We start from the raw sequence: 19,150 nt of genomic DNA on the forward strand, positions 1-19,150 counted from the left end.
CTTTCTTTTTTTCTATACATAATTGAAATATGATACACTATTGGCAAGGAAAGATAGATGGGAATAGGTGATCGTAGTGTCTACAAAACATGAGAAAATATTACAATATATCGAATCGTTACCCGTTGGTGACAAAATTTCTGTACGCCAAATCGCGAAGGAAATGCAAGTAAGTGAAGGTACAGCTTATCGCGCAATAAAAGAGGCGGAAAATCGTCGATTAGTTAGTTCCATTGAACGGGTTGGGACGATTCGAATTGAAAAGAAGAAAAAGGAAAATATCGAACGTCTAACCTTCGCTGAAATCGTAAACATCGTAGACGGACAAGTATTAGGTGGTAGAGCAGGATTGCATAAAACCCTTAATAAATTTGTCATTGGCGCTATGCAATTAGAAGATATGATGAGATACACAGATGCAGGAAATCTTTTAATTGTAGGGAACCGATTCAAAGCCCATGAAAATGCCCTTAAGGCTGGAGCAGCAGTATTAATAACAGGTGGCTTTGATACAACGGAAAATAATAAGCGATTGGCAGATGAATTAGAACTGCCAATTATTTCGTCCAGTTATGATACGTTTACTGTAGCAACGATGATCAATCGGGCTATTTATGACCAATTAATTAAAAAGGATATTTTATTAATTGAAGACATTTATGTGCCGATTGAAGAAACTGCTTCGTTAAAAATTACCGATACAATAGCAGATTTCCACAAATTGAATTTACAAACAACCCACGGTGCATTCCCTGTCGTTACGAATGCTAACAAATTAGTCGGTATGATTACAGTGAAGGATGTTATTGGAAAATCGGAATATGAAACGGTCGATAAAGTGATGACGAAAAATCCAATTTCCGGTTCAATGAAAACGAGTGTTGCTTCGGCAGGACATCGAATGATTTGGGAAGGTATTGACTTATTACCTATTGTAAATGAAGACGGTATTTTGCAAGGAGTCATTAGTCGTCAAGATGTATTAAAGGCGTTACAGCATGCCCAAAGACAACCACAACATGGTGAAACAATTGATGATTTAGTTAAAAGTGAAATGAAAGTAATGGGCGAAGAAGATGTGGTCGTAGAATTTACAGTAACCCCACAAATGACGAACCAATTTGGTGCGATTTCTTACGGTGCCTTTACGACATTACTTTCAGAAGTTGGAGCCTTTGCGTTGAAACGGAGAAAACGTGGAGATGCAGTGGCAGAAAATATGACCATTTACTTTATTAAACCGGTTCAAATGGAAAGCGTATTAACGGTTATTCCTCATATTTTAGATATGAGTCGTAAATTCGTAAAAATGGACTTCGATGTTTTTCATGAAACGACTTTAGTTGGAAAAGCGATGATGATGTTCCAACTATTAGAGCGTTAATCATTCAATAAAAAAGCAATATACACCGATTTGTATATTGCTTCCTTTTACTTATTTGTTTAATTCGTATTCTTCTTTTACGAATTGTCCTTCGTGGCGAACTCGTTTGTAGCTTGCAAATGCTTCCATAAATCCAACTAGGATGAATACGGCTGCAATCATAAATCCAACGAGGGTAGGATAAATGATACAAGTATTTAAGCCGAATACCATGATAAAGAGTCCTAGGGCAACGCCAGCTTTTGCTTTGTACCATTTTTTACGAATCGGTAATGTGGAACGAAATTGTCTCGTTTTATAATAAAAATAAGCTACAAAGGATACAACGATAAAAAATACAAAAATATAGTTTAACATTTTTAACCTCCCATTAAGGTGCAACAATTGCTATATGTATGTAGTGCCTTCATTATTGTAACGATTTTTTATTAAAAAAGCTAACACAACCAACAAAAAATAGTAGCTATAGGGGGAAATCCGCTTGAAATTACAAATCATCGACAAAATTGAACAATATGATACAATTATCATTCATAGACATGTTCGTCCAGACCCAGATGCATACGGGTCTCAAATAGGTTTAAAAAGATTGCTAGAAAAGAACTATCCAAATAAAACGGTTTATGCAATTGGTGAGCATGACCGATCCTTAACTTTTTTAGATACACCAGATAGCATTAGTGACGATGTATTTGAAAATGCATTAGTGATTGTAACAGATACAGCTAATACAGATCGTATTGATGATGCCCGCTATACAAAGGGCGATTTTTTAATTAAAATCGATCACCATCCAAACGACGATGCTTACGGTGATTTATTATGGGTTGATACCAATGCCAGCTCTTGCAGTGAAATGATTTATGAATTATTCGTTGAAGGACAAGCATCTAAAGGTTGGGAAATGTCAGATAATGCTGCTCGACTAATTTTTGCAGGTATCGTAGGTGATACTGGTCGCTTTTTATATCCGAGTGCATCCGTCCGTACTTTTGAAATTGCAGGTCAGTTAATCAAGTATAATTTTGATCGCAATGAAGTGTTTAATGGAATGTACGAAAAAGAACCTAATCTATTACATCTTCAAGGCTATATGTATGAAAACTTTGTAATGGATGAAAACGGGGCTTGTTCGATTAAATTATCGAAGGATCTTTTACATAAATTCAACGTCACTGCTTCTGATACTTCCTTGTTAGTCGGTTCTTTAAGCAATATTAAAGGTGTTTGTGCATGGGTTATATTCGTAGAAGAAGAGAATCAAATTCGAGTAAGATTACGTTCAAAGGGTCCTATTATTAATGAGTTGGCGAAGAAGTATAATGGCGGTGGCCATCCGTTAGCATCTGGTGCAACCGTGTACTCATGGGAAGAAGCGGAACGATTAATTGAAGATTTAAAAGTGCTTTGTCAAAATTATAACTAATATAGGAGGGATGAAGTTTGACAGTCGTATATCCGCAAATACGAACAAGTGCAGATCTATTAAAAAGTACAATTCGTATGGAAGAGCTCATCCCTTTTTTACAATCCCAAAAGGCAGAAGCGTGTGCAATGGTAAATACGAAATTGTACGGGCTTTTGCCTTTTTGGCGTTCATTAAAACAAGCAGGAATCCATCCAGTAGTTGGATTGTCTGTCCAAGTACAATTTTCGAAGGATCATTCATTACCTCTCTTAATTTACGCTCAAACGGATGGTGGCTATAAAAATTTATTAAAAATTAGTAGTGCCATATCCATTCGGGAAGATGAACTGTTACCGTGGCGTTGGTTAGCAGCTTATTCAAAAGGATGTGCCGTCGTCATCCCAACATCAGAAAGTTTACTAAAGGAACAATACATCTCTTTTATTCAACAAATGGTGGAAACGTTCCATTCGAATCTTTATATGGGGATCTCTCGTAGTGGAGGGATGGTTTCTTCCTTCGAAGGGCAAATTGTACAACTAAGTCATCAATTGCAAATAAAATGTATGGCGATTCATGAATGTTTATATATGAATCGGGAAGATTATTTTGCTTATAAAGTAGCCCGGGCTATTGAAACTGGCGTGAAATTAAATGAGAGCACTCAAATAGAGCAAGAAAATCAATATATGCCTACTGCAATGGAGTGGCGGGAATGGTTTAAGGATACCCCCCAATGGTTAGAAGAAAGCAGACAATTTTTATTAAATTGCCAAGTGGAACTAACAAAGGATCAATATTTTATGCCGAAGTTTCCTTTACAACAAGGGCAAAGGGCGGAAGATGTGCTGACTGAAAAGGCTTTTGAAGGGTTAAAGGAACGTTTACAAACGGATACGCCTAATGAAATATACCGAAAACGATTGCAATATGAATTACAAGTTATCAATTCAATGGGTTACGCTGATTACTTTTTAATAGTGTCTGATTTTATGCATTTTGCAAAAAGTAAAAACATTTTAACAGGTCCTGGAAGGGGTTCCTCTGCCAGTTCCCTTGTAGCCTATTGTCTTCATATTACTCAAGTAGATCCATTACAATTTGGCTTATTATTTGAACGGTTTTTAAATCCTGAAAGGGTAACCCTTCCGGATATTGATATCGATTTTGTTGATACAAAACGGCAAGATGTTATTCAATATGTTGCTCAAAAATATGGACAACAACATGTGGCTCAAATTATTACATTCGGTACTTTATCGGCGAAGGCTGTAGCCCGTGATGTAGCGAGAATGTTTAATTTCGAAAGTGATACATTAGCGATGATTTCCAAGCTAATCCCAAATAAATTAGGTATTTCATTGCAAGAGGCTTATACAAGCTCACAACCATTTAGAACATGGATCGAAGCAGACGATATTCGGAAAACGTGGTTCCAAACAGCGAAAAAGTTGGAAGGCTTACCGAGAAATGCATCTACCCATGCGGCTGGGGTAGTTCTTAGTCCGATGCCTTTAGTGGAAGTAGTACCGATTGAAGAAGGTCATGATGGTATTTATTTAACCCAATGGCCGATGCAGGAAGTGGAACAAGTTGGTTTGTTAAAAATGGACTTTTTAGGGTTACGGAACTTAACGATTTTAGAAACGATTCGTCAATCGATTTATTACACACATAAAAAGTGGATCGATTTTAATCGAATTCCACTGGATGATGCGAAAACGTTCCAATTGTTAAGGGAAGGGGATACAACGGGTATTTTTCAGTTGGAATCAGACGGCATGAAAAATGCGTTAAAGGAAATTGCCCCTACAGAATTTTTAGATATTGTGGCTGTCAATGCCCTTTATCGTCCGGGACCAATGGAGTTTATACCTGTTTACGCTAGAAGAAAGGCAAAAAAAGAACCAGTTGTCATGCCCCATCCGGTGTTAGAGCCTATATTAAAGGAAACTTATGGCGTAATTGTCTATCAGGAACAAATTATGCAAATTGCCCATTTGTTTGCTGGTTTTACAATTGGACAGGCAGACTTACTGAGAAGAGCTGTAAGTAAAAAGAAAAGGGAAGTATTAGAACAACAGCAATCGGCCTTTGTAAAAGGTGCTGTACGTCAAGGATATCCAGAACAGGTGGCGAAGGAAGTATATGCGTTAATCGTTCGATTTGCCGATTACGGATTCCCTAAAAGCCATGCGGTAGCATATAGTTTTATTTCTTATCAAATGGCTTATTTAAAGGCGAACTTCCCAGCAAACTTCTATGCAGCATTAATGACTAATGCAACGGGTAATCCAGAAAAACTGTTCCAGCTTATTTTAGAAGCAAAGCAGAAAGGCATTAGTATATTAAGACCGTCCATTCATAGAAGTCAGCGAATTTTTACGGTTGAAGGTGGGAACATTCGATTTAGTTTATCAGCTATTAAAGGAGTTCCCCAACCCTTTTTACAAAAAATTGTTGCCCTTCGAAAGTTGAAAGAACAACCTTTTGAAGATTTATTTGATTTAGCTGTTAGTTTAAGCGGCAGTCATTTTAATCGAAAAGCAATTGAACCGCTTATTAAATCCGGTGCTTTAGATGATTTCGGAAAAGATCGGGCAACCCTTTTAGCAACGGTGGAAGCGGCAGAAAAACATGCCTCTTTAGTTCGGCCAAATGAAGAGGAAAATGATTTGTTTTCTTCGGAAGTTTTACTTTTCGGGAAACCAAAGTATGTGGAAGCTAGTCCAATACCGGATAAATTAAAACTTCAATTCGAAAAAGAAACATTCGGATTTTATTTATCCGAACATCCTGTTGCATTGGAGCGAGCTAAATGGCAGGATATCAATGCAACAACGGCAGCTATAGTTCAATTAAGACCAAATTCATTTGTCAAAATAGTAGGCATGATTGAATCAATCCGTCAAATTCGTACAAAAAAGGGTGAGTTAATGGCATTCATCCAGCTCCAAGATGAATTTGGAACGGTTTCGACTACATTGTTCCCCCAAACGTACAATGAAGTAATTGGCTGGGTTAAAGAAGACCGAATTGTTTATGTTGAAGGGGTAATAGATTATCGTAATGGTAATACACAAATAAAAGTGAAGACGATGACTAATAGCCAATAATGATATAAATTTTAAGAAGTCATTGTAAAAACTGTGCAAGGTTGCACAGTTTTTTTCTTTACAAATAAAGAAACATCATGTAGGATAGGTTAAAAGTGGTCAGACCACTTTATGTTTGTTATGTGATTTAGTTTAACAATGCCCATTCATTAATTGGTCCCATGTTAAACGTATAAACGGGAGTTTACAGATTTTGTCAAGGGGTAGACTTATGTGACAAGCATAAGTCCAAAATCTGGACGCAATTACGTAAGGCGTAATTGATAATATTGAACGATAGTGTCTTTTTTTAGTTCCTATTGTCTTGCGAGGTGCTTATGGATAAAAAACAGGAAAACAAAAAAGTATTTTTAGAGATTGTCAAACAGCTGAGAGAGTTAATTAAACACGAGGGGATTCAGCCAGGAGAAAAACTTCCATCAGAACGTGTGTTATCTGAAAGGTTGAATGTTGGTCGTTCATCTGTAAGAGAAGCATTGCGAAGTTTAGAATTGCTTGGACTTATTGAAACGAGACATGGAGGAGGTACATTTTTAGCTTCCATCCATTCGAATCAATTGGTCGAAATATTAGCGTCCTTTATATTACAAGAAAATAAAGCGGTGGAAGATGTCCACACGACAAGAAGGATGCATGAAAAGGAAGCAATTCGCATTATTTGTTCGAATCAATCTTTAAGAAGTTTACCTGTTTGGGAAAGTTTGTTCATGAAACTAGAAGTGGAACATGAAGTAGTACGAGATCATTTATTGAGGGAACTCATAATCGCTTCTGGTAATCGATTAGCTTTAAAAATTTGGATACAACTCGCGGCATATAGTGCAACACCATTAAAGAAAACGACAACAGAAGAAGAAAAAACGATGCTACAAATTCTTTTAAAATCATTGCAACTAGGCTATGAAAAGGAAGCATTGGAAGCATACGATGATTGGATTCGTTACTTAAAAAAATTAAGGGGGAAAAGCAGTGGCAATTAAAAGTTTATTATCGATTAACAAAAAGAAACAAAAAGGTGTCATTGTAGATCGTAACAAAGAGAACTCCTTTCCCGCAGATTTAATGACAAAATGTCCTGAATGTAAAAAAATTTATTTAACAAAGGAATTAGAACAGAATTTAAAGGTTTGTCCAAATTGTGATTATCATTATAAAATGACCGCTTGGGAACGCGTATCTATATTTATTGACGAAGGGACATTTGAAGCCTTTGATGACAACATTCGAACTTCCAATCCATTAAAGTTTCCATCCTATTTAGAGAAAATCGAAATCGATTCTCAAAAAACAGGATTGAATGAAGCTGTTTTAACGGGAAAAGGAAGTGTTAAAGGGGAACAAGTTGTTGTCGCTATAATGGACTCCCATTTCCGTATGGGTTCAATGGGTTCAGTCGTTGGTGAAAAAATTACTCGCGCAATTGAGAAAGCAACAGAATTGCAAGTACCATTCATTATTTTCACAGCTAGTGGCGGTGCGCGTATGCAAGAAGGGGTTCTTTCCCTTATGCAAATGGCGAAAACGAGTGTTGCTTTAAAACGACATAGTGATCAAGGATTGTTATTCATATCCGTTATGACCCATCCTACAACTGGTGGAGTTTCTGCAAGTTTTGCTTCTGTAGGTGATTTAAATATTGCAGAACCCCAAGCATTAATAGGATTTGCAGGTAGAAGGGTTATTGAACAAACTGTTCGCGAAAAATTACCGGATGATTTCCAAACGGCAGAATTTTTACTTGCCCATGGACAATTGGACGCGATTTTCCATAGAAAAGAAATGCGCGATAAACTTGCAACAGTTGTGAGATTACATCGTAAAGGAGGCATATCTCATGTCTAAATCAATGGCGTTTGAAGAACCTATTGTAAAACTTCGAGAAAAGATTGATGAATTAAAAGAAATCGCTAAAAATGCAGATGTGGATATGTCTGATGAAATTGTAACGTTAGAAACAAGACTAAAACAATTAGAAACGCAAATTTATTCTAATATGGAGCCTTGGGATCGGGTACAAGTTGCAAGACATGCCCAACGTCCAACGACAATGGATTATATAGAAGAAATTTTTGAAGATTTTATCGAGTTACATGGCGATCGTTTCTATGGGGATGATGAAGCAATCGTTGGGGGAATAGCAAGTTTTAATGGACAACCGATAACAGTTATCGGTCACCAACGGGGGAAAACTACAAAAGAAAATATTCGAAGAAATTTCGGGATGCCCCACCCAGAAGGATACCGAAAAGCTTTACGTTTAATGAAGCAAGCGGAAAAATTTAAACGACCAATTATTTGTTTCATCGATACGAAAGGTGCTTATCCTGGGAAAGCAGCAGAAGAGCGCGGACAAAGTGAAGCTATAGCAAAAAATCTAGTTGAAATGGCAGGACTTAAAGTACCCGTTATTAGTATCGTTATTGGTGAAGGGGGAAGTGGAGGAGCATTAGCTTTAGGGGTAGCTAATAAAATTTATATGCTTGAAAACTCTACGTACTCTGTTATTTCTCCAGAAGGGGCAGCATCGATTTTATGGAAAGATGCAGCTTTAGCAAAACAAGCAGCAGAAGCGATGAAAATCACTGCATATGATTTGAAAAATATGGACATTATTGATGATATTGTTCCGGAAGTCGCAGGGGGAGCGCATCGGGATATTCACGTTCAAGCAACATCATTAAAAGAATGTCTAGAAAAGGCATTAGCAGAATTAAATGTATTATCGGAAGAAGAATTAATCGAAGATCGTTATAAAAAGTTTCGAAAAATCGGTCAGTTTAAAGAAGAAGACGAAGTATAATCAAAAAGCGTTTGCGCTTTTCATGAATAAATTTCATTTTCATTTCCATACTTTATATGGTTGGAAAGAGCTCGTCTGAAATAAAAATGACAAAATCCAAAATGGGTTTTGTCGTTTTTTTGTAATAAGGGTAAAATAAAAGTATGAATCGTTATTTTTCTTAAATTTTGATAAAAATTCCATCTTGTTTCGTAATAATTTGCTATTTTGTAAAAGTATCGTTATAAGTAGCTTTGAATAATTACAATGTCTTCATTTTATGCTAATGTGTTTAATATGAGGAAATATTAGGAGGTTTAAGAACGATGAGGAGAATAGCCGTTTTAACAAGTGGGGGAGATTCACCTGGAATGAATGCAGCTATCCGTGCGGTCGTTCGTAAAGCAAACTTCCATGGTGTTGATGTCATGGGGATTTATCATGGATATGAAGGCTTTATTGAAGGTAGAATGGAACTGTTAGATTTAGGTTCTGTTGGAGGCATCATCCAACGAGGAGGGACGAAGTTGTTTTCTTCTCGTTGTCCACAATTTAAAGAAGAACGATATCAACTACAAGGTATTGAAAAAATGAGGGAAGCGGGCGTAGAAGGTCTTGTTGTAATAGGGGGAGATGGTTCTTATCGCGGTGCATTGGCTCTAACTAAAAAAGGATTTCCTTGTGTTGGCGTACCAGGAACAATTGATAATGACATACCTGGTACCGAATATACAATTGGTTTTGATACAGCATTAAATACCGTTATCGAATCGATAGATAAAATTCGAGATACTGCAACGAGTCATGAAAATTCCTTTGTTGTGGAAGTAATGGGAAGGGATGCTGGGGATATTGCCTTATGGGCAGGGCTAGCTGCAGGTGCTGAATCAATATTAATACCTGAAGAAGAGTATGACATCGATGATATCATTAGTAGAATACAGCACGGTGTTTCCCGAGGCAAAAAACATAGTATTATTATTGTTGCTGAAGGTGTAATGTCAGGAAATGAACTAGCAAAACTTTTGAAAGAAAAGGGAAATATTACAACGAGAGTTTCTGTATTAGGACATATCCAACGGGGAGGTTCGCCTTCTGCTCGAGATCGGGTTTTAGCTGGCCGCCTTGGTGCAAAGGCAGTGGAAGTATTACTGGAGGGCAAAGGTGGACGAGCAGTAGGTATAAAAAATCATCAAGTATATGATTATGATTTAGAAGATGCATTTACAAAAAAACATAAAGCAGATCTTTCGTTATATTCATTATCAAAAGAACTGTCAATATAATAAAAAACGGAGAGAATAATATGAGAAAAACAAAAATTGTATGTACAATCGGTCCAGCAAGTGAATCACCAGAAATCCTTGCAGAATTAATGAATGCTGGTATGAACGTTGCAAGGTTGAATTTTTCCCATGGTAGTCATGAAGAGCATGCTGTAAGAATTGCAACGATTCGTGATGTTGCTGAAAAGTTAGGGAAAACAGTAGGGATTTTACTTGATACGAAAGGTCCTGAGATCCGTACCCATACAATGGAAAATGGTGAATTACATTTAACACAAGGACAAGTCATCGATATTTCCATGACGGAAGTAGTAGGAAATGAAAAACGTTTTTCGGTTACTTATGATCAGTTAATTGAAGATGTAAACCAAAATGACAAAATTCTTTTAGATGACGGTTTAATTGAACTTCGTGTTTTAGCGAAGGATATGGAAGAGGGATTAATCCATACGATTGTTGAAAATGCGGGTGTGCTAAAAAATAAAAAAGGTGTAAACGTTCCTGGTGTTTCTGTAAAACTACCTGGTATTACAGAAAAGGATGCGCAAGATATTTTATTTGGTATTGAACAAGGAGTCGACTTTATTGCTGCTTCCTTCGTTCGTACGCCAAAAGATGTTCTTGAAATTCGAGAATTACTTGAACAAAACGGTGGTAGCCATATTCAAATTATCCCTAAAATTGAAAACCAAGAAGGGGTCGATAATATTGATGAAATTATCGAAGTATCCGATGGTTTAATGGTTGCCCGCGGTGACTTAGGTGTAGAAATTCCTGCAGAAGTCGTACCACTAGTACAAAAATCGTTAATTAAAAAATGTAACTTAGTTGGTAAACCGGTTATTACTGCAACACAAATGTTAGATTCTATGCAACGTAATCCACGTCCAACACGGGCAGAGGCAAGCGATGTTGCCAACGCGATTATTGATGGTACAGATGCGATAATGCTTTCTGGCGAGACAGCAGCAGGTCTATATCCTGTAGAATCTGTCCGTACTATGAATAACATTGCCGAGTATACAGAAAACTCATTAGATTATCGCAACATTGTTACAACTCGTAGCAAAGAAAAAGGCTCTACAATGACAGAAGCCCTTTCACAAGCGGTTGCTTATACGTCCATTAATTTAGGAGTAAAAGCGGTTCTTGCACCAACAGCTAGCGGAACTACTGCTAGAATGATTGCAAAATACCGTCCTGGTGTTTCGATTATTGCCATTACAAATATTAAATCAACAGCTCAAAAATTAACTCTAGTTTGGGGTGTAACACCAATTGTGACACCAAAAGTGTCCACAACAGATGAAGTGTTAGAGTTAGCTGTTGACGCATCATTGAAGCATCAGTTTGTTGATCATGGGGATGTAGTAATTATTACAGCTGGTGTTCCAGTGGGTGAAGCAGGTACAACGAACTTAATGAAAGTCCATGTAATTGGTGACTTGTTAGCGAGAGGCCAAGGTGTTGGTAAATTATCCGTTGTAGGAAATGCGGTTGTTGTGAAAAACGCAGATGAGGCAAAAAGCTACAATACGGAAGGGAAAATATTAGTCACTGTTGGTACGGATCGCGAAATGATGCCAAATATTGAAAAATGTGCAGGAATTATTACGGAGGAAGGTGGCCTAACAAGCCATGCAGCAGTTGTCGGTTTAAGTCTAGGCATTCCTGTTATCGTAGGGGTTAAAGAGGCAACAACGATTATTAAACACGGTCAAGAGATTACAATGGATGCAGAAACAGGTGTTATTTATAAAGGGCATGCTAGTGTTCTTTAAAGATTAATGAATCGATTAAATGAAAGGAGAGCATCTCAAACGGAGAGATGTTCTCCTTTTTAAAATGATAAAGAATGGGGGGAGATGAAACTTTTAATAGAATGAATCGTATAAGAAAGAAGAATACTCTTTAAAATGGAGGGTTATTATTTTGAGAAAGATATTAGGTTTTATTATAGCAATCGGTTTATTGGAAATTGCTATTTTTATATTAGTTGGAAAAGGAATAGGTGTCTTTAACACATTATTGTTGATCATTTTAACAAGTATCATCGGTATTACTGTTGCAAAAAAACAAGGTCTTCAGTCCGTGCAAAATATACAAAATAGTTTATCTGTAGGTGAACCACCTGGACATGCGATGATTGATACCTTTTTAATCTTTATAGGTGGAATTTTATTAGTATTACCAGGATTTCTAACAGACCTTTTAGGCTTTTTATTGGTCATTCCATTTACAAGAAAGTGGTTTAAACCGGCTATTTATTTATGGTTGCGGAAAAGAATGAGAAATGGACAAGTCTTCATTATTCGTAGATAGATTTTTGCTTATATTTAACAGCAATTAATAGTAGAAACGGGCTAAGTAATATTCCGTAAAAGCCAAATAGGAGAATGGAGGCTGCGCTTATAAAGAAAGTGTGGACCGTTCGCAAGTGGAAGGTAGATGCCCACAATAAAGATTCTGCAATTTGTCGTGTTATTTGAATGAAAATATATAAAATGATCAGAGCAAAGCATAAATATTTTTCGCCGATTGAAAAGAAATAAATAGCGATCGGAATAAGAAATAGTCCTATCCCAAAGAATGGTAGAGCATCAGCTAATGAAATTAAAAAGGATTTATTAATCGGATTTTCAAATTGTAACAAAGCCAGTCCACAACTTAATAAAATGAATGTAATAACAAATAACTGAAATTCTACGTAAATGAAATAGCCAAAAAGACTTGTTGCTTTTTTAAAATAATTCTTCCATTCTTCCCGGTATTGTTTCGGAACATATATAAAAAACCATAATCGATTTTTCTTCGATTCAAATATAGAAAAGAAAAAGGCTACTAAGAAAATAAATAACTCAATAATATAAGATAAAATATCTTGTAAAATATTAGCTAGTCCCATTATAGCAGTGTCAATATAGGATAGGGACTTATTAAAAATCGTCTCTAACATAATATGATTTCCCGAATTTAAAATATCTAAGTTTTCGACTTGTACCTTTAATTCAGGATAAATAGAGATGATGCTTTGAACGGTAATATAAAAAAATGAATATGTTGCCATGAAGATTAATATAGATATAAGGATAGCACTTAATATGTATGGTATTTTTAATCGCTTATGACAAAAGTTGATGACGGGATATAAAAAATATCCGAAAAAGATTGCTAAAGAAACAGGTAATATTAACCATAAAAGGATAAAATAAACAATTAAAACTAAATATTTTATGTTATTTTTAAACGGAAAAGTATTGATTTTGTTCGTTTGCAAAGTAATCCACCTCAATTTATGTAATATCTAATCTCGTTCAACTCAATTTTTTCTCTTTTAATCCTTTTTTCCTTTCCCTAATCAATTTTTTCTTAATTTCATCTAATTTCATTCACAAAGCCGTCAAAATTTATTATAATAGTCGTGTAAGCGATTTACTTATAGGTTCATATGAGCAGAACATTTAGGTGCTATATAGAAAAGAAAGAAAGCACTTACAAACTAATAATATTAAGAAGGAGCGATTTTTTATGACAGCAACACGTGGTTTAGAAGGTATTGTAGCTGCAGAGTCAAAAATCAGTTCAATTATCGACGACACACTTACATATGTTGGATACGACATTGATGATTTAACTGAAAATGCTACATTTGAAGAGGTTGTTTACTTACTTTGGCACACTCGTCTACCAAAAGCAGATGAACTTGCCGAGTTAACAAAGGCTCTAGCTGAAAATGCTGAAGTACCTCAAGCAATCTTCGATCAATTCAAATCTTATCCATTACAAACAGTACACCCAATGGCAGCTCTTCGTTCAGCCGTATCTTTATTAGGTGTATATGACGAAGAAGCGGACGACATGTCTCCAGAAGCGAACTACCGTAAAGCAATTCGCCTACAAGCTAAAATTGCAACTGTAGTAACTGGTTTCTCTCGTATCCGTAAAGGATTAGAACCAATTGCACCAAAACCTGAATTAGGATATGCTGCTAACTTCTTATATATGTTACACGGTAAAGAACCAGCACCGATTGAAGTAGAAGCATTCAACAAAGCGTTAGTTTTACATGCTGACCATGAATTAAACGCTTCAACATTCACTGCTCGTGTTTGTGTAGCTACTTTATCAGATATTTATTCTGGTATTACATCTGCAATCGGCGCATTAAAAGGTCCTTTACACGGTGGTGCTAACGAGCAAGTAATGAAAATGTTATCTGAAATCGGTTCTATCGAAAACGTTGAATCTTATATTCAAAATAAATTAGATAACAAAGAAAAAATTATGGGCTTCGGTCACCGCGTATATCGTAAAGGTGATCCACGTGCGAAACATTTACGTGTAATGAGCGAAAAATTAACAAAATTAACTGGTAAACCAGAATTATATGAAATGTCCGTGAAAATTCATGACATGATTGTTGGACAAAAAGGTCTTCCTGCAAACGTAGACTTCTTCTCTGCATCTGTATATGATTCATTAGGAATTGAACATGATTTATTCACACCAATTTTTGCAGTTTCTCGTACATCTGGATGGATTGCACATATTTTAGAACAATATGCGAACAATCGTTTAATTCGTCCTCGTGCAGAATATATTGGACCTGGAATGCAAAAATATGTCCCAATTGATGAGCGATAATTTTATAAAAATATGCTAAAATTGTCTAGGACTGTATTTTTCATAAATTAGTCGGTATGTTACCGACTAATTTATGGCAATTGGCTCCTGTGGGTGTTACAGATTTTTTATCGATTTAAGATATGAAATCTGAATTAGTTACCTAAGGTGTAATTGATCAAATACGGTTCTAGACTTATGAATTTAGGAGGCAACATTCATGACTAACGGTAAAATTGTAGTAGAAAACGGTGTACTTAAAGTACCAAATAACCCAACAATCCCTTTCATCGAAGGTGACGGAATTGGTCCTGATATTTGGGCTGCAGCATCTCGTGTAATCGATGCAGCTGTTGAAAAAGCATACAACGGTGAAAAGAAAATTGAATGGTTAGAAGTACTTGCTGGTGAAAAAGCATTCAACCAAACTGGTGAATGGTTACCACAAGAAACTTTAGATAAAATCAATGAATACTTAATCGCTATTAAAGGACCTCTTACAACTCCAATTGGTGGCGGTATTCGTTCTCTAAACGTAGCATTACGTCAACAACTTGATTTATATGTATGTTTACGTCCTGTACGTCACTTCGAAGGTGTTCCTTCTCCAGTAAAACATCCAGAAGATGTAGATATGGTTATCTTCCGTGAAAATACAGAAGATATTTACGCTGGTATTGAATATGCTCAAGGTTCAGAAGAAGTGAAAAAAGTAATTAACTTCTTAAAAGAAGAAATGGGTGTTAACAAAATCCGCTTCCCAGAAACTTCTGGTATCGGTATTAAACCAGTTTCAGTTGAAGGTACTGAACGTTTAGTACGTGCTGCAATTGAGTACGCTATTAAACATAACCGTCCATCTGTAACATTAGTTCACAAAGGTAACATCATGAAATTCACTGAAGGTGGATTCAAACAATGGGGTTACGCTTTAGCTGAACGTGAATATGGCGATAAAGTATTCACTTGGGATCAATATGACAGAATTAAAGAAGCTGAAGGTGTAGAAGCTGCTAACAAAGCTCAAGACGAAGCTGTAGCTGCTGGTAAAGTAATCATTAAAGATTCTATCGCTGATATCTTCTTACAACAAATTTTAACTCGTCCAAAAGAGTTCGACGTAGTTGCTACAATGAACTTAAATGGTGACTATATTTCTGATGCATTAGCTGCGCAAGTTGGTGGTATCGGTATTGCACCAGGAGCTAACATTAACTATGTAACTGGACATGCAATCTTCGAAGCAACACACGGTACAGCTCCTAAATATGCTGGATTAGATAAAGTAAACCCATCTTCAGTATTACTTTCAGGTGTACTAATGCTTGAACACTTAGGATGGCAAGAAGCTGCAGACTTAGTGACTGCATCTGTTGAAAAAACAATCGCTTCTAAAGTTGTAACTTATGACTTTGCTCGTTTAATGGACGGTGCAACAGAAGTGAAATGTTCTGAATTCGCTAATGAATTAATTAAAAACCTTTAATTCTCCATAAGCGATTTCTAACAATATGAATAATTGGGTAGCTTTTGTGTATAAAGTAGTATTCATTTACTTTATGCACGAATAGCTACCCTTATTTATTTTAGTTCAGAATTTTGTCAATAAGGGGGTAAACTCCTATATAATAAGGATTTAATAAGTCTCCTATTTTATCACATCCGATTTATTACATTTTCTCTTCTCATTCTAAAGTAGCATGTTTGTCGAAAAGGCATATTTTTGAAATGTTCTGATCAACTTCAACTTTCCATATAATATTGTTATTTTCTGAAATAATTGATACTATGAAATTAATCTCACTATAAAGGGGTTGCTTAATTGCTGCTACGGAAGGGTATAAAACTTGGAAAGAAAATTGATGAAATTACTGTTGGCGAAAAGTTACAAATAACTGAAAAAATCGAGGATAAAGATTTACTTTTATATTTAGGCTTAACAAATGACAGTAATCCACTCTATATTCAACATGATTATGCTCTTGAAACACCATTTAAAAAGCCGATTGTACCGACAATCATGTTAAATGGAATCATTACTTCTGCTATATCGAAACATATGCCTGGTCCTGGTTCCCATGTTCGTGAACAAAATTTAATTTATTTGGAACCGGTCTATCATAACGAAACGATAGAAATCTTATTAGAAGTTCATCATATTGATATTACCCAAAATGTAGTAGATATTTATGTAAATGCTTCTAAAGATAAAAATGTACAGGTATTAGAAGGAGTTATAAAAGTATTGCCTCCCCATTAGTGAAGTGTGGCTTACTGATTTGAAATGGGGGTTTCAAATCGACGTTGGAGGTTCTTTATGTCAAAAACAATTTTAGTGGTAGAAGATGAAGTATCAATTGCAACTTTATTAAAGTACAATTTAGAACGGGTAGGATATGAAGTGCTACTTGCCCATGATGGAAAAGTAGGACTAGATATGGCAATCGAACATTCACCAGATTTAATATTATTAGATTTAATGTTACCGACGATGGATGGTATGGAAGTATGTAAAGAATTACGCAGTCAAAAGCGAAATATTCCGATCATTATGTTAACTGCTCGTGATGATGAATTCGATAAAGTGTTAGGATTGGAGCTAGGTGCTGACGATTATATGACGAAGCCATTTAGTCCACGTGAAGTTGTTGCACGAGTAAAGGCGGTTTTACGTCGTTTTACACCTATGCAACATCAAGATCAAGATGAACCTGAAAATACCGTTTATCAATATGGTAAATTACAAGTTTATCCAAACCGTTTTGAAGCACTTTTAGACGACGAGCCTTTAGAATTCACACCAAAAGAATTCGAATTACTCGTATATTTATTAGAAAACAAAAACCGTGTGTTAACGAGAGATCAGCTGTTGAGTGCTGTTTGGAACTATGATTTTGCTGGAGATACTCGAATTGTCGACGTACATATTAGTCATTTACGAGACAAAATCGAGGAAAATAGCCGAAAACCGAAGTTTATTAAAACGATTAGAGGGATTGGATATAAATTCGAGGAGCCAAAAAATCTATGAATTCCTATCGTAACCGATTATTTGTGATTTTTATTATATTAACCGGTTCAATTTTAGCTGTCCTTGGCTTCGTTTTAGGTCAGCTATTCCCTTTTTTTATTCAAAACTTTTCAACGGAAACGAATATCGATTTAAATAAAGAGGAAATAGCCTACATTAGTAGGCATTTTAATTATATTATTACTTTCTTATTGCTCGTTTCATTAGTATTAATAGGCTGCGTTGCTAGTTATTTAATTCGAAATTTGTTAGATCCAGTTGAAAATATTACGCAAACTGCTCGTGAGTTAACAAAAGGAAATTACCGTGCGCGCGCTTATGCAGTAGGTCCAAAGAGCATTGTAGAACTAAGAAATTCTATCAATAGTTTAGCAAGGAACCTTCAAGAAATTGAAAAAACTCGGGAAATTGAAGAAGAGCGGTTAAACACATTGATTGAAAATATGGGTAGTGCTCTCATTATGATTGATCGGGAGGCGACCGTATCAATTGTTAACCGTCAATTTTTAAATGGTTTTGATTTAAACATTGAAGAAGTAAAAGGTCGAAACTTTTTAACGTTAGGTTTGCCGGAAGAATTAGAAAAGTTTATAGACCATGTTTTTTTAACTGAGTTGCCTTACAGAAAACAAGTGGAAGTAGTCGTTCATCAAGAGATCCAATATAAACAAGTTTACGGTGCACCGGTAGTAGGTGAACATGGCCGATGGTTAGGTGTTGTCATCGTAATGCATGATATATCGGAGCTAATTCGACTGGAACAAATTCGAAAAGACTTTGTTGCGAACGTTTCCCACGAATTAAGAACACCAATTACATCGATTAAAGGCTTTTCTGAAACCCTTTTAGATGGTGCTTTTAAAGATGAAAAAATGCTTCTTTCCTTTTTAGACATTATTCATCAAGAAAGTAATCGTCTACAAATGTTAATTCAAGACTTATTAGAGTTATCGAAAATTGAACAGCATGGATTTTCTGTTAATCTTATGCCGACGAGTTTACAAGAGGTTTTAATACGTTCTGTTGAATTGACTAGTCCGCGTTTAGATGAAAAAAATATGCAATTTGACGTAGATATTGTTCGAGATGTTACAGTTATGGGTGATTTCAATCGCCTAATTCAAATATTTACAAATCTAATTGCTAATTCCATCACTTATTCTCCTGAAAATACTACCGTTACCCTTCGAATAAAGGAAAATGAAGAGTATGGTATTGTGGAAGTAGAAGACCAAGGAATGGGTATTGAAAAAAATGAAATAGCCCGTATTTTTGAACGGTTTTACCGAGTGGATAAAGCTCGTAGTCGTAATTCGGGCGGCACTGGGTTAGGCCTTGCCATCGTTAAGCATTTAATTGAAGCCCATTTCGGGAAAATAAATGTGGAAAGTGAAGTAGGGAAAGGTACGTGTATGAAAGTGTATATTCCTCTTAAAAAGAGTAATTAACAATTTATTTACAAAACTGTTATTGTAAATTCATATTCGAACGATATGATGATTAACAGAAACCCCCCTATTTCA

General features: G+C 35.8%; 16 protein-coding genes. 14 read left to right on the forward strand and 2 right to left on the reverse strand.

Annotated elements, in window-relative coordinates:
* Positions 1-76 precede the first annotated feature (76 nt).
* Positions 77-1,384, forward strand: a complete 1,308-nt coding sequence (locus EC501_RS04510; RefSeq protein WP_122971107.1) for a DRTGG domain-containing protein — start codon at positions 77-79, stop codon at positions 1,382-1,384.
* Between the two features lie 51 nt (positions 1,385-1,435).
* On the opposite strand, the gene EC501_RS04515 is transcribed toward EC501_RS04510, so the two are convergent.
* Positions 1,436-1,741: a YtpI family protein gene (locus EC501_RS04515; protein WP_122971108.1), complete on the reverse strand. Its 306-nt coding sequence runs from the start codon at positions 1,739-1,741 to the stop codon at positions 1,436-1,438.
* Between the two features lie 124 nt (positions 1,742-1,865).
* Here EC501_RS04515 and EC501_RS04520 point away from each other — a divergent pair, with 124 nt between their 5' ends.
* The 8 genes from EC501_RS04520 (at position 1,866) to EC501_RS04555 (ending at position 12,295) form a co-directional block, all read left to right on the forward strand.
* Positions 1,866-2,810, forward strand: a complete 945-nt coding sequence (locus EC501_RS04520; protein WP_122971109.1) for a DHH family phosphoesterase — start codon at positions 1,866-1,868, stop codon at positions 2,808-2,810.
* Between the two features lie 17 nt (positions 2,811-2,827).
* Positions 2,828-5,908, forward strand: a complete 3,081-nt coding sequence (gene dnaE / locus EC501_RS04525) for a DNA polymerase III subunit alpha (protein ID WP_122971110.1) — start codon at positions 2,828-2,830, stop codon at positions 5,906-5,908.
* A 317-nt stretch (positions 5,909-6,225) separates the two neighbouring features.
* Positions 6,226-6,888: a FadR/GntR family transcriptional regulator gene (locus tag EC501_RS04530; protein WP_122971111.1), complete on the forward strand. Its 663-nt coding sequence runs from the start codon at positions 6,226-6,228 to the stop codon at positions 6,886-6,888.
* Positions 6,878-7,750, forward strand: coding sequence for an acetyl-CoA carboxylase, carboxyltransferase subunit beta (gene accD, locus EC501_RS04535; RefSeq protein ID WP_122971112.1), 873 nt, complete (start codon positions 6,878-6,880; stop codon positions 7,748-7,750). The genes EC501_RS04530 and accD overlap by 11 nt, the downstream gene beginning before the upstream one ends.
* Positions 7,743-8,708 carry an acetyl-CoA carboxylase carboxyl transferase subunit alpha gene (accA, locus tag EC501_RS04540; protein WP_122971113.1) on the forward strand — a complete coding sequence of 322 codons (966 nt, stop codon included), beginning with the start codon at positions 7,743-7,745 and terminating at the stop codon, positions 8,706-8,708. The genes accD and accA overlap by 8 nt, the downstream gene beginning before the upstream one ends.
* A 305-nt stretch (positions 8,709-9,013) precedes the next feature.
* A complete protein-coding gene (pfkA, locus tag EC501_RS04545) occupies positions 9,014-9,973 on the forward strand; it encodes a 6-phosphofructokinase (RefSeq protein ID WP_122971114.1) in 960 nt (319 codons plus the stop codon).
* Between the two features lie 20 nt (positions 9,974-9,993).
* A complete protein-coding gene (gene pyk, locus EC501_RS04550) occupies positions 9,994-11,754 on the forward strand; it encodes a pyruvate kinase (protein WP_122971115.1) in 1,761 nt (586 codons plus the stop codon).
* Positions 11,755-11,905: 151 nt separating this feature from the next.
* Positions 11,906-12,295 carry an FxsA family protein gene (locus EC501_RS04555; RefSeq protein ID WP_122971116.1) on the forward strand — a complete coding sequence of 130 codons (390 nt, stop codon included), beginning with the start codon at positions 11,906-11,908 and terminating at the stop codon, positions 12,293-12,295.
* Here EC501_RS04555 and EC501_RS04560 read toward each other — a convergent pair.
* Complete coding sequence (locus EC501_RS04560; RefSeq protein WP_122971117.1) at positions 12,282-13,250, reverse strand: AI-2E family transporter; 969 nt, start codon at positions 13,248-13,250, stop codon at positions 12,282-12,284. The genes EC501_RS04555 and EC501_RS04560 overlap by 14 nt on opposite strands.
* Before the next feature lie 251 nt (positions 13,251-13,501).
* Between EC501_RS04560 and citZ the strand changes: the two genes are divergently transcribed.
* The 5 genes from citZ (at position 13,502) to pnpS (ending at position 19,075) form a co-directional block, all read left to right on the forward strand.
* A complete protein-coding gene (citZ, locus tag EC501_RS04565) occupies positions 13,502-14,617 on the forward strand; it encodes a citrate synthase (protein ID WP_122971118.1) in 1,116 nt (371 codons plus the stop codon).
* A 199-nt stretch (positions 14,618-14,816) separates the two neighbouring features.
* Positions 14,817-16,082, forward strand: a complete 1,266-nt coding sequence (icd, locus tag EC501_RS04570) for an NADP-dependent isocitrate dehydrogenase (protein WP_122971119.1) — start codon at positions 14,817-14,819, stop codon at positions 16,080-16,082.
* 339 nt (positions 16,083-16,421) lie between these two features.
* Positions 16,422-16,856, forward strand: coding sequence for a MaoC/PaaZ C-terminal domain-containing protein (locus tag EC501_RS04575; protein ID WP_406927982.1), 435 nt, complete (start codon positions 16,422-16,424; stop codon positions 16,854-16,856).
* A 57-nt stretch (positions 16,857-16,913) separates the two neighbouring features.
* A complete protein-coding gene (locus EC501_RS04580; protein ID WP_122971121.1) occupies positions 16,914-17,627 on the forward strand; it encodes a response regulator transcription factor in 714 nt (237 codons plus the stop codon).
* Entirely contained in the window at positions 17,624-19,075 is a 1,452-nt protein-coding gene (gene pnpS / locus EC501_RS04585; RefSeq protein WP_122971122.1) for a two-component system histidine kinase PnpS, read from the forward strand. Before EC501_RS04580 ends, pnpS begins: the two co-directional genes overlap by 4 nt.
* Positions 19,076-19,150: the final 75 nt, after the last annotated feature.

It is taken from the genome of Lysinibacillus halotolerans (assembly GCF_003711845.1).
In the GTDB taxonomy this organism is placed as follows: domain Bacteria; phylum Bacillota; class Bacilli; order Bacillales_A; family Planococcaceae; genus Ureibacillus; species Ureibacillus halotolerans.

Coding starts and splice junctions, on each gene's coding strand:
- EC501_RS04515 (WP_122971108.1), bottom strand. CDS start 1,741: ATGTTAAACTATATTTTTGTATTTTTTATCGTTGTATCCTTTGTAGCT.
- EC501_RS04530 (WP_122971111.1), top strand. CDS start 6,226: ATGGATAAAAAACAGGAAAACAAAAAAGTATTTTTAGAGATTGTCAAA.
- accA (WP_122971113.1), top strand. CDS start 7,743: ATGTCTAAATCAATGGCGTTTGAAGAACCTATTGTAAAACTTCGAGAA.
- pfkA (WP_122971114.1), top strand. CDS start 9,014: ATGAGGAGAATAGCCGTTTTAACAAGTGGGGGAGATTCACCTGGAATG.
- pyk (WP_122971115.1), top strand. CDS start 9,994: ATGAGAAAAACAAAAATTGTATGTACAATCGGTCCAGCAAGTGAATCA.
- citZ (WP_122971118.1), top strand. CDS start 13,502: ATGACAGCAACACGTGGTTTAGAAGGTATTGTAGCTGCAGAGTCAAAA.
- icd (WP_122971119.1), top strand. CDS start 14,817: ATGACTAACGGTAAAATTGTAGTAGAAAACGGTGTACTTAAAGTACCA.
- EC501_RS04580 (WP_122971121.1), top strand. CDS start 16,914: ATGTCAAAAACAATTTTAGTGGTAGAAGATGAAGTATCAATTGCAACT.
- pnpS (WP_122971122.1), top strand. CDS start 17,624: ATGAATTCCTATCGTAACCGATTATTTGTGATTTTTATTATATTAACC.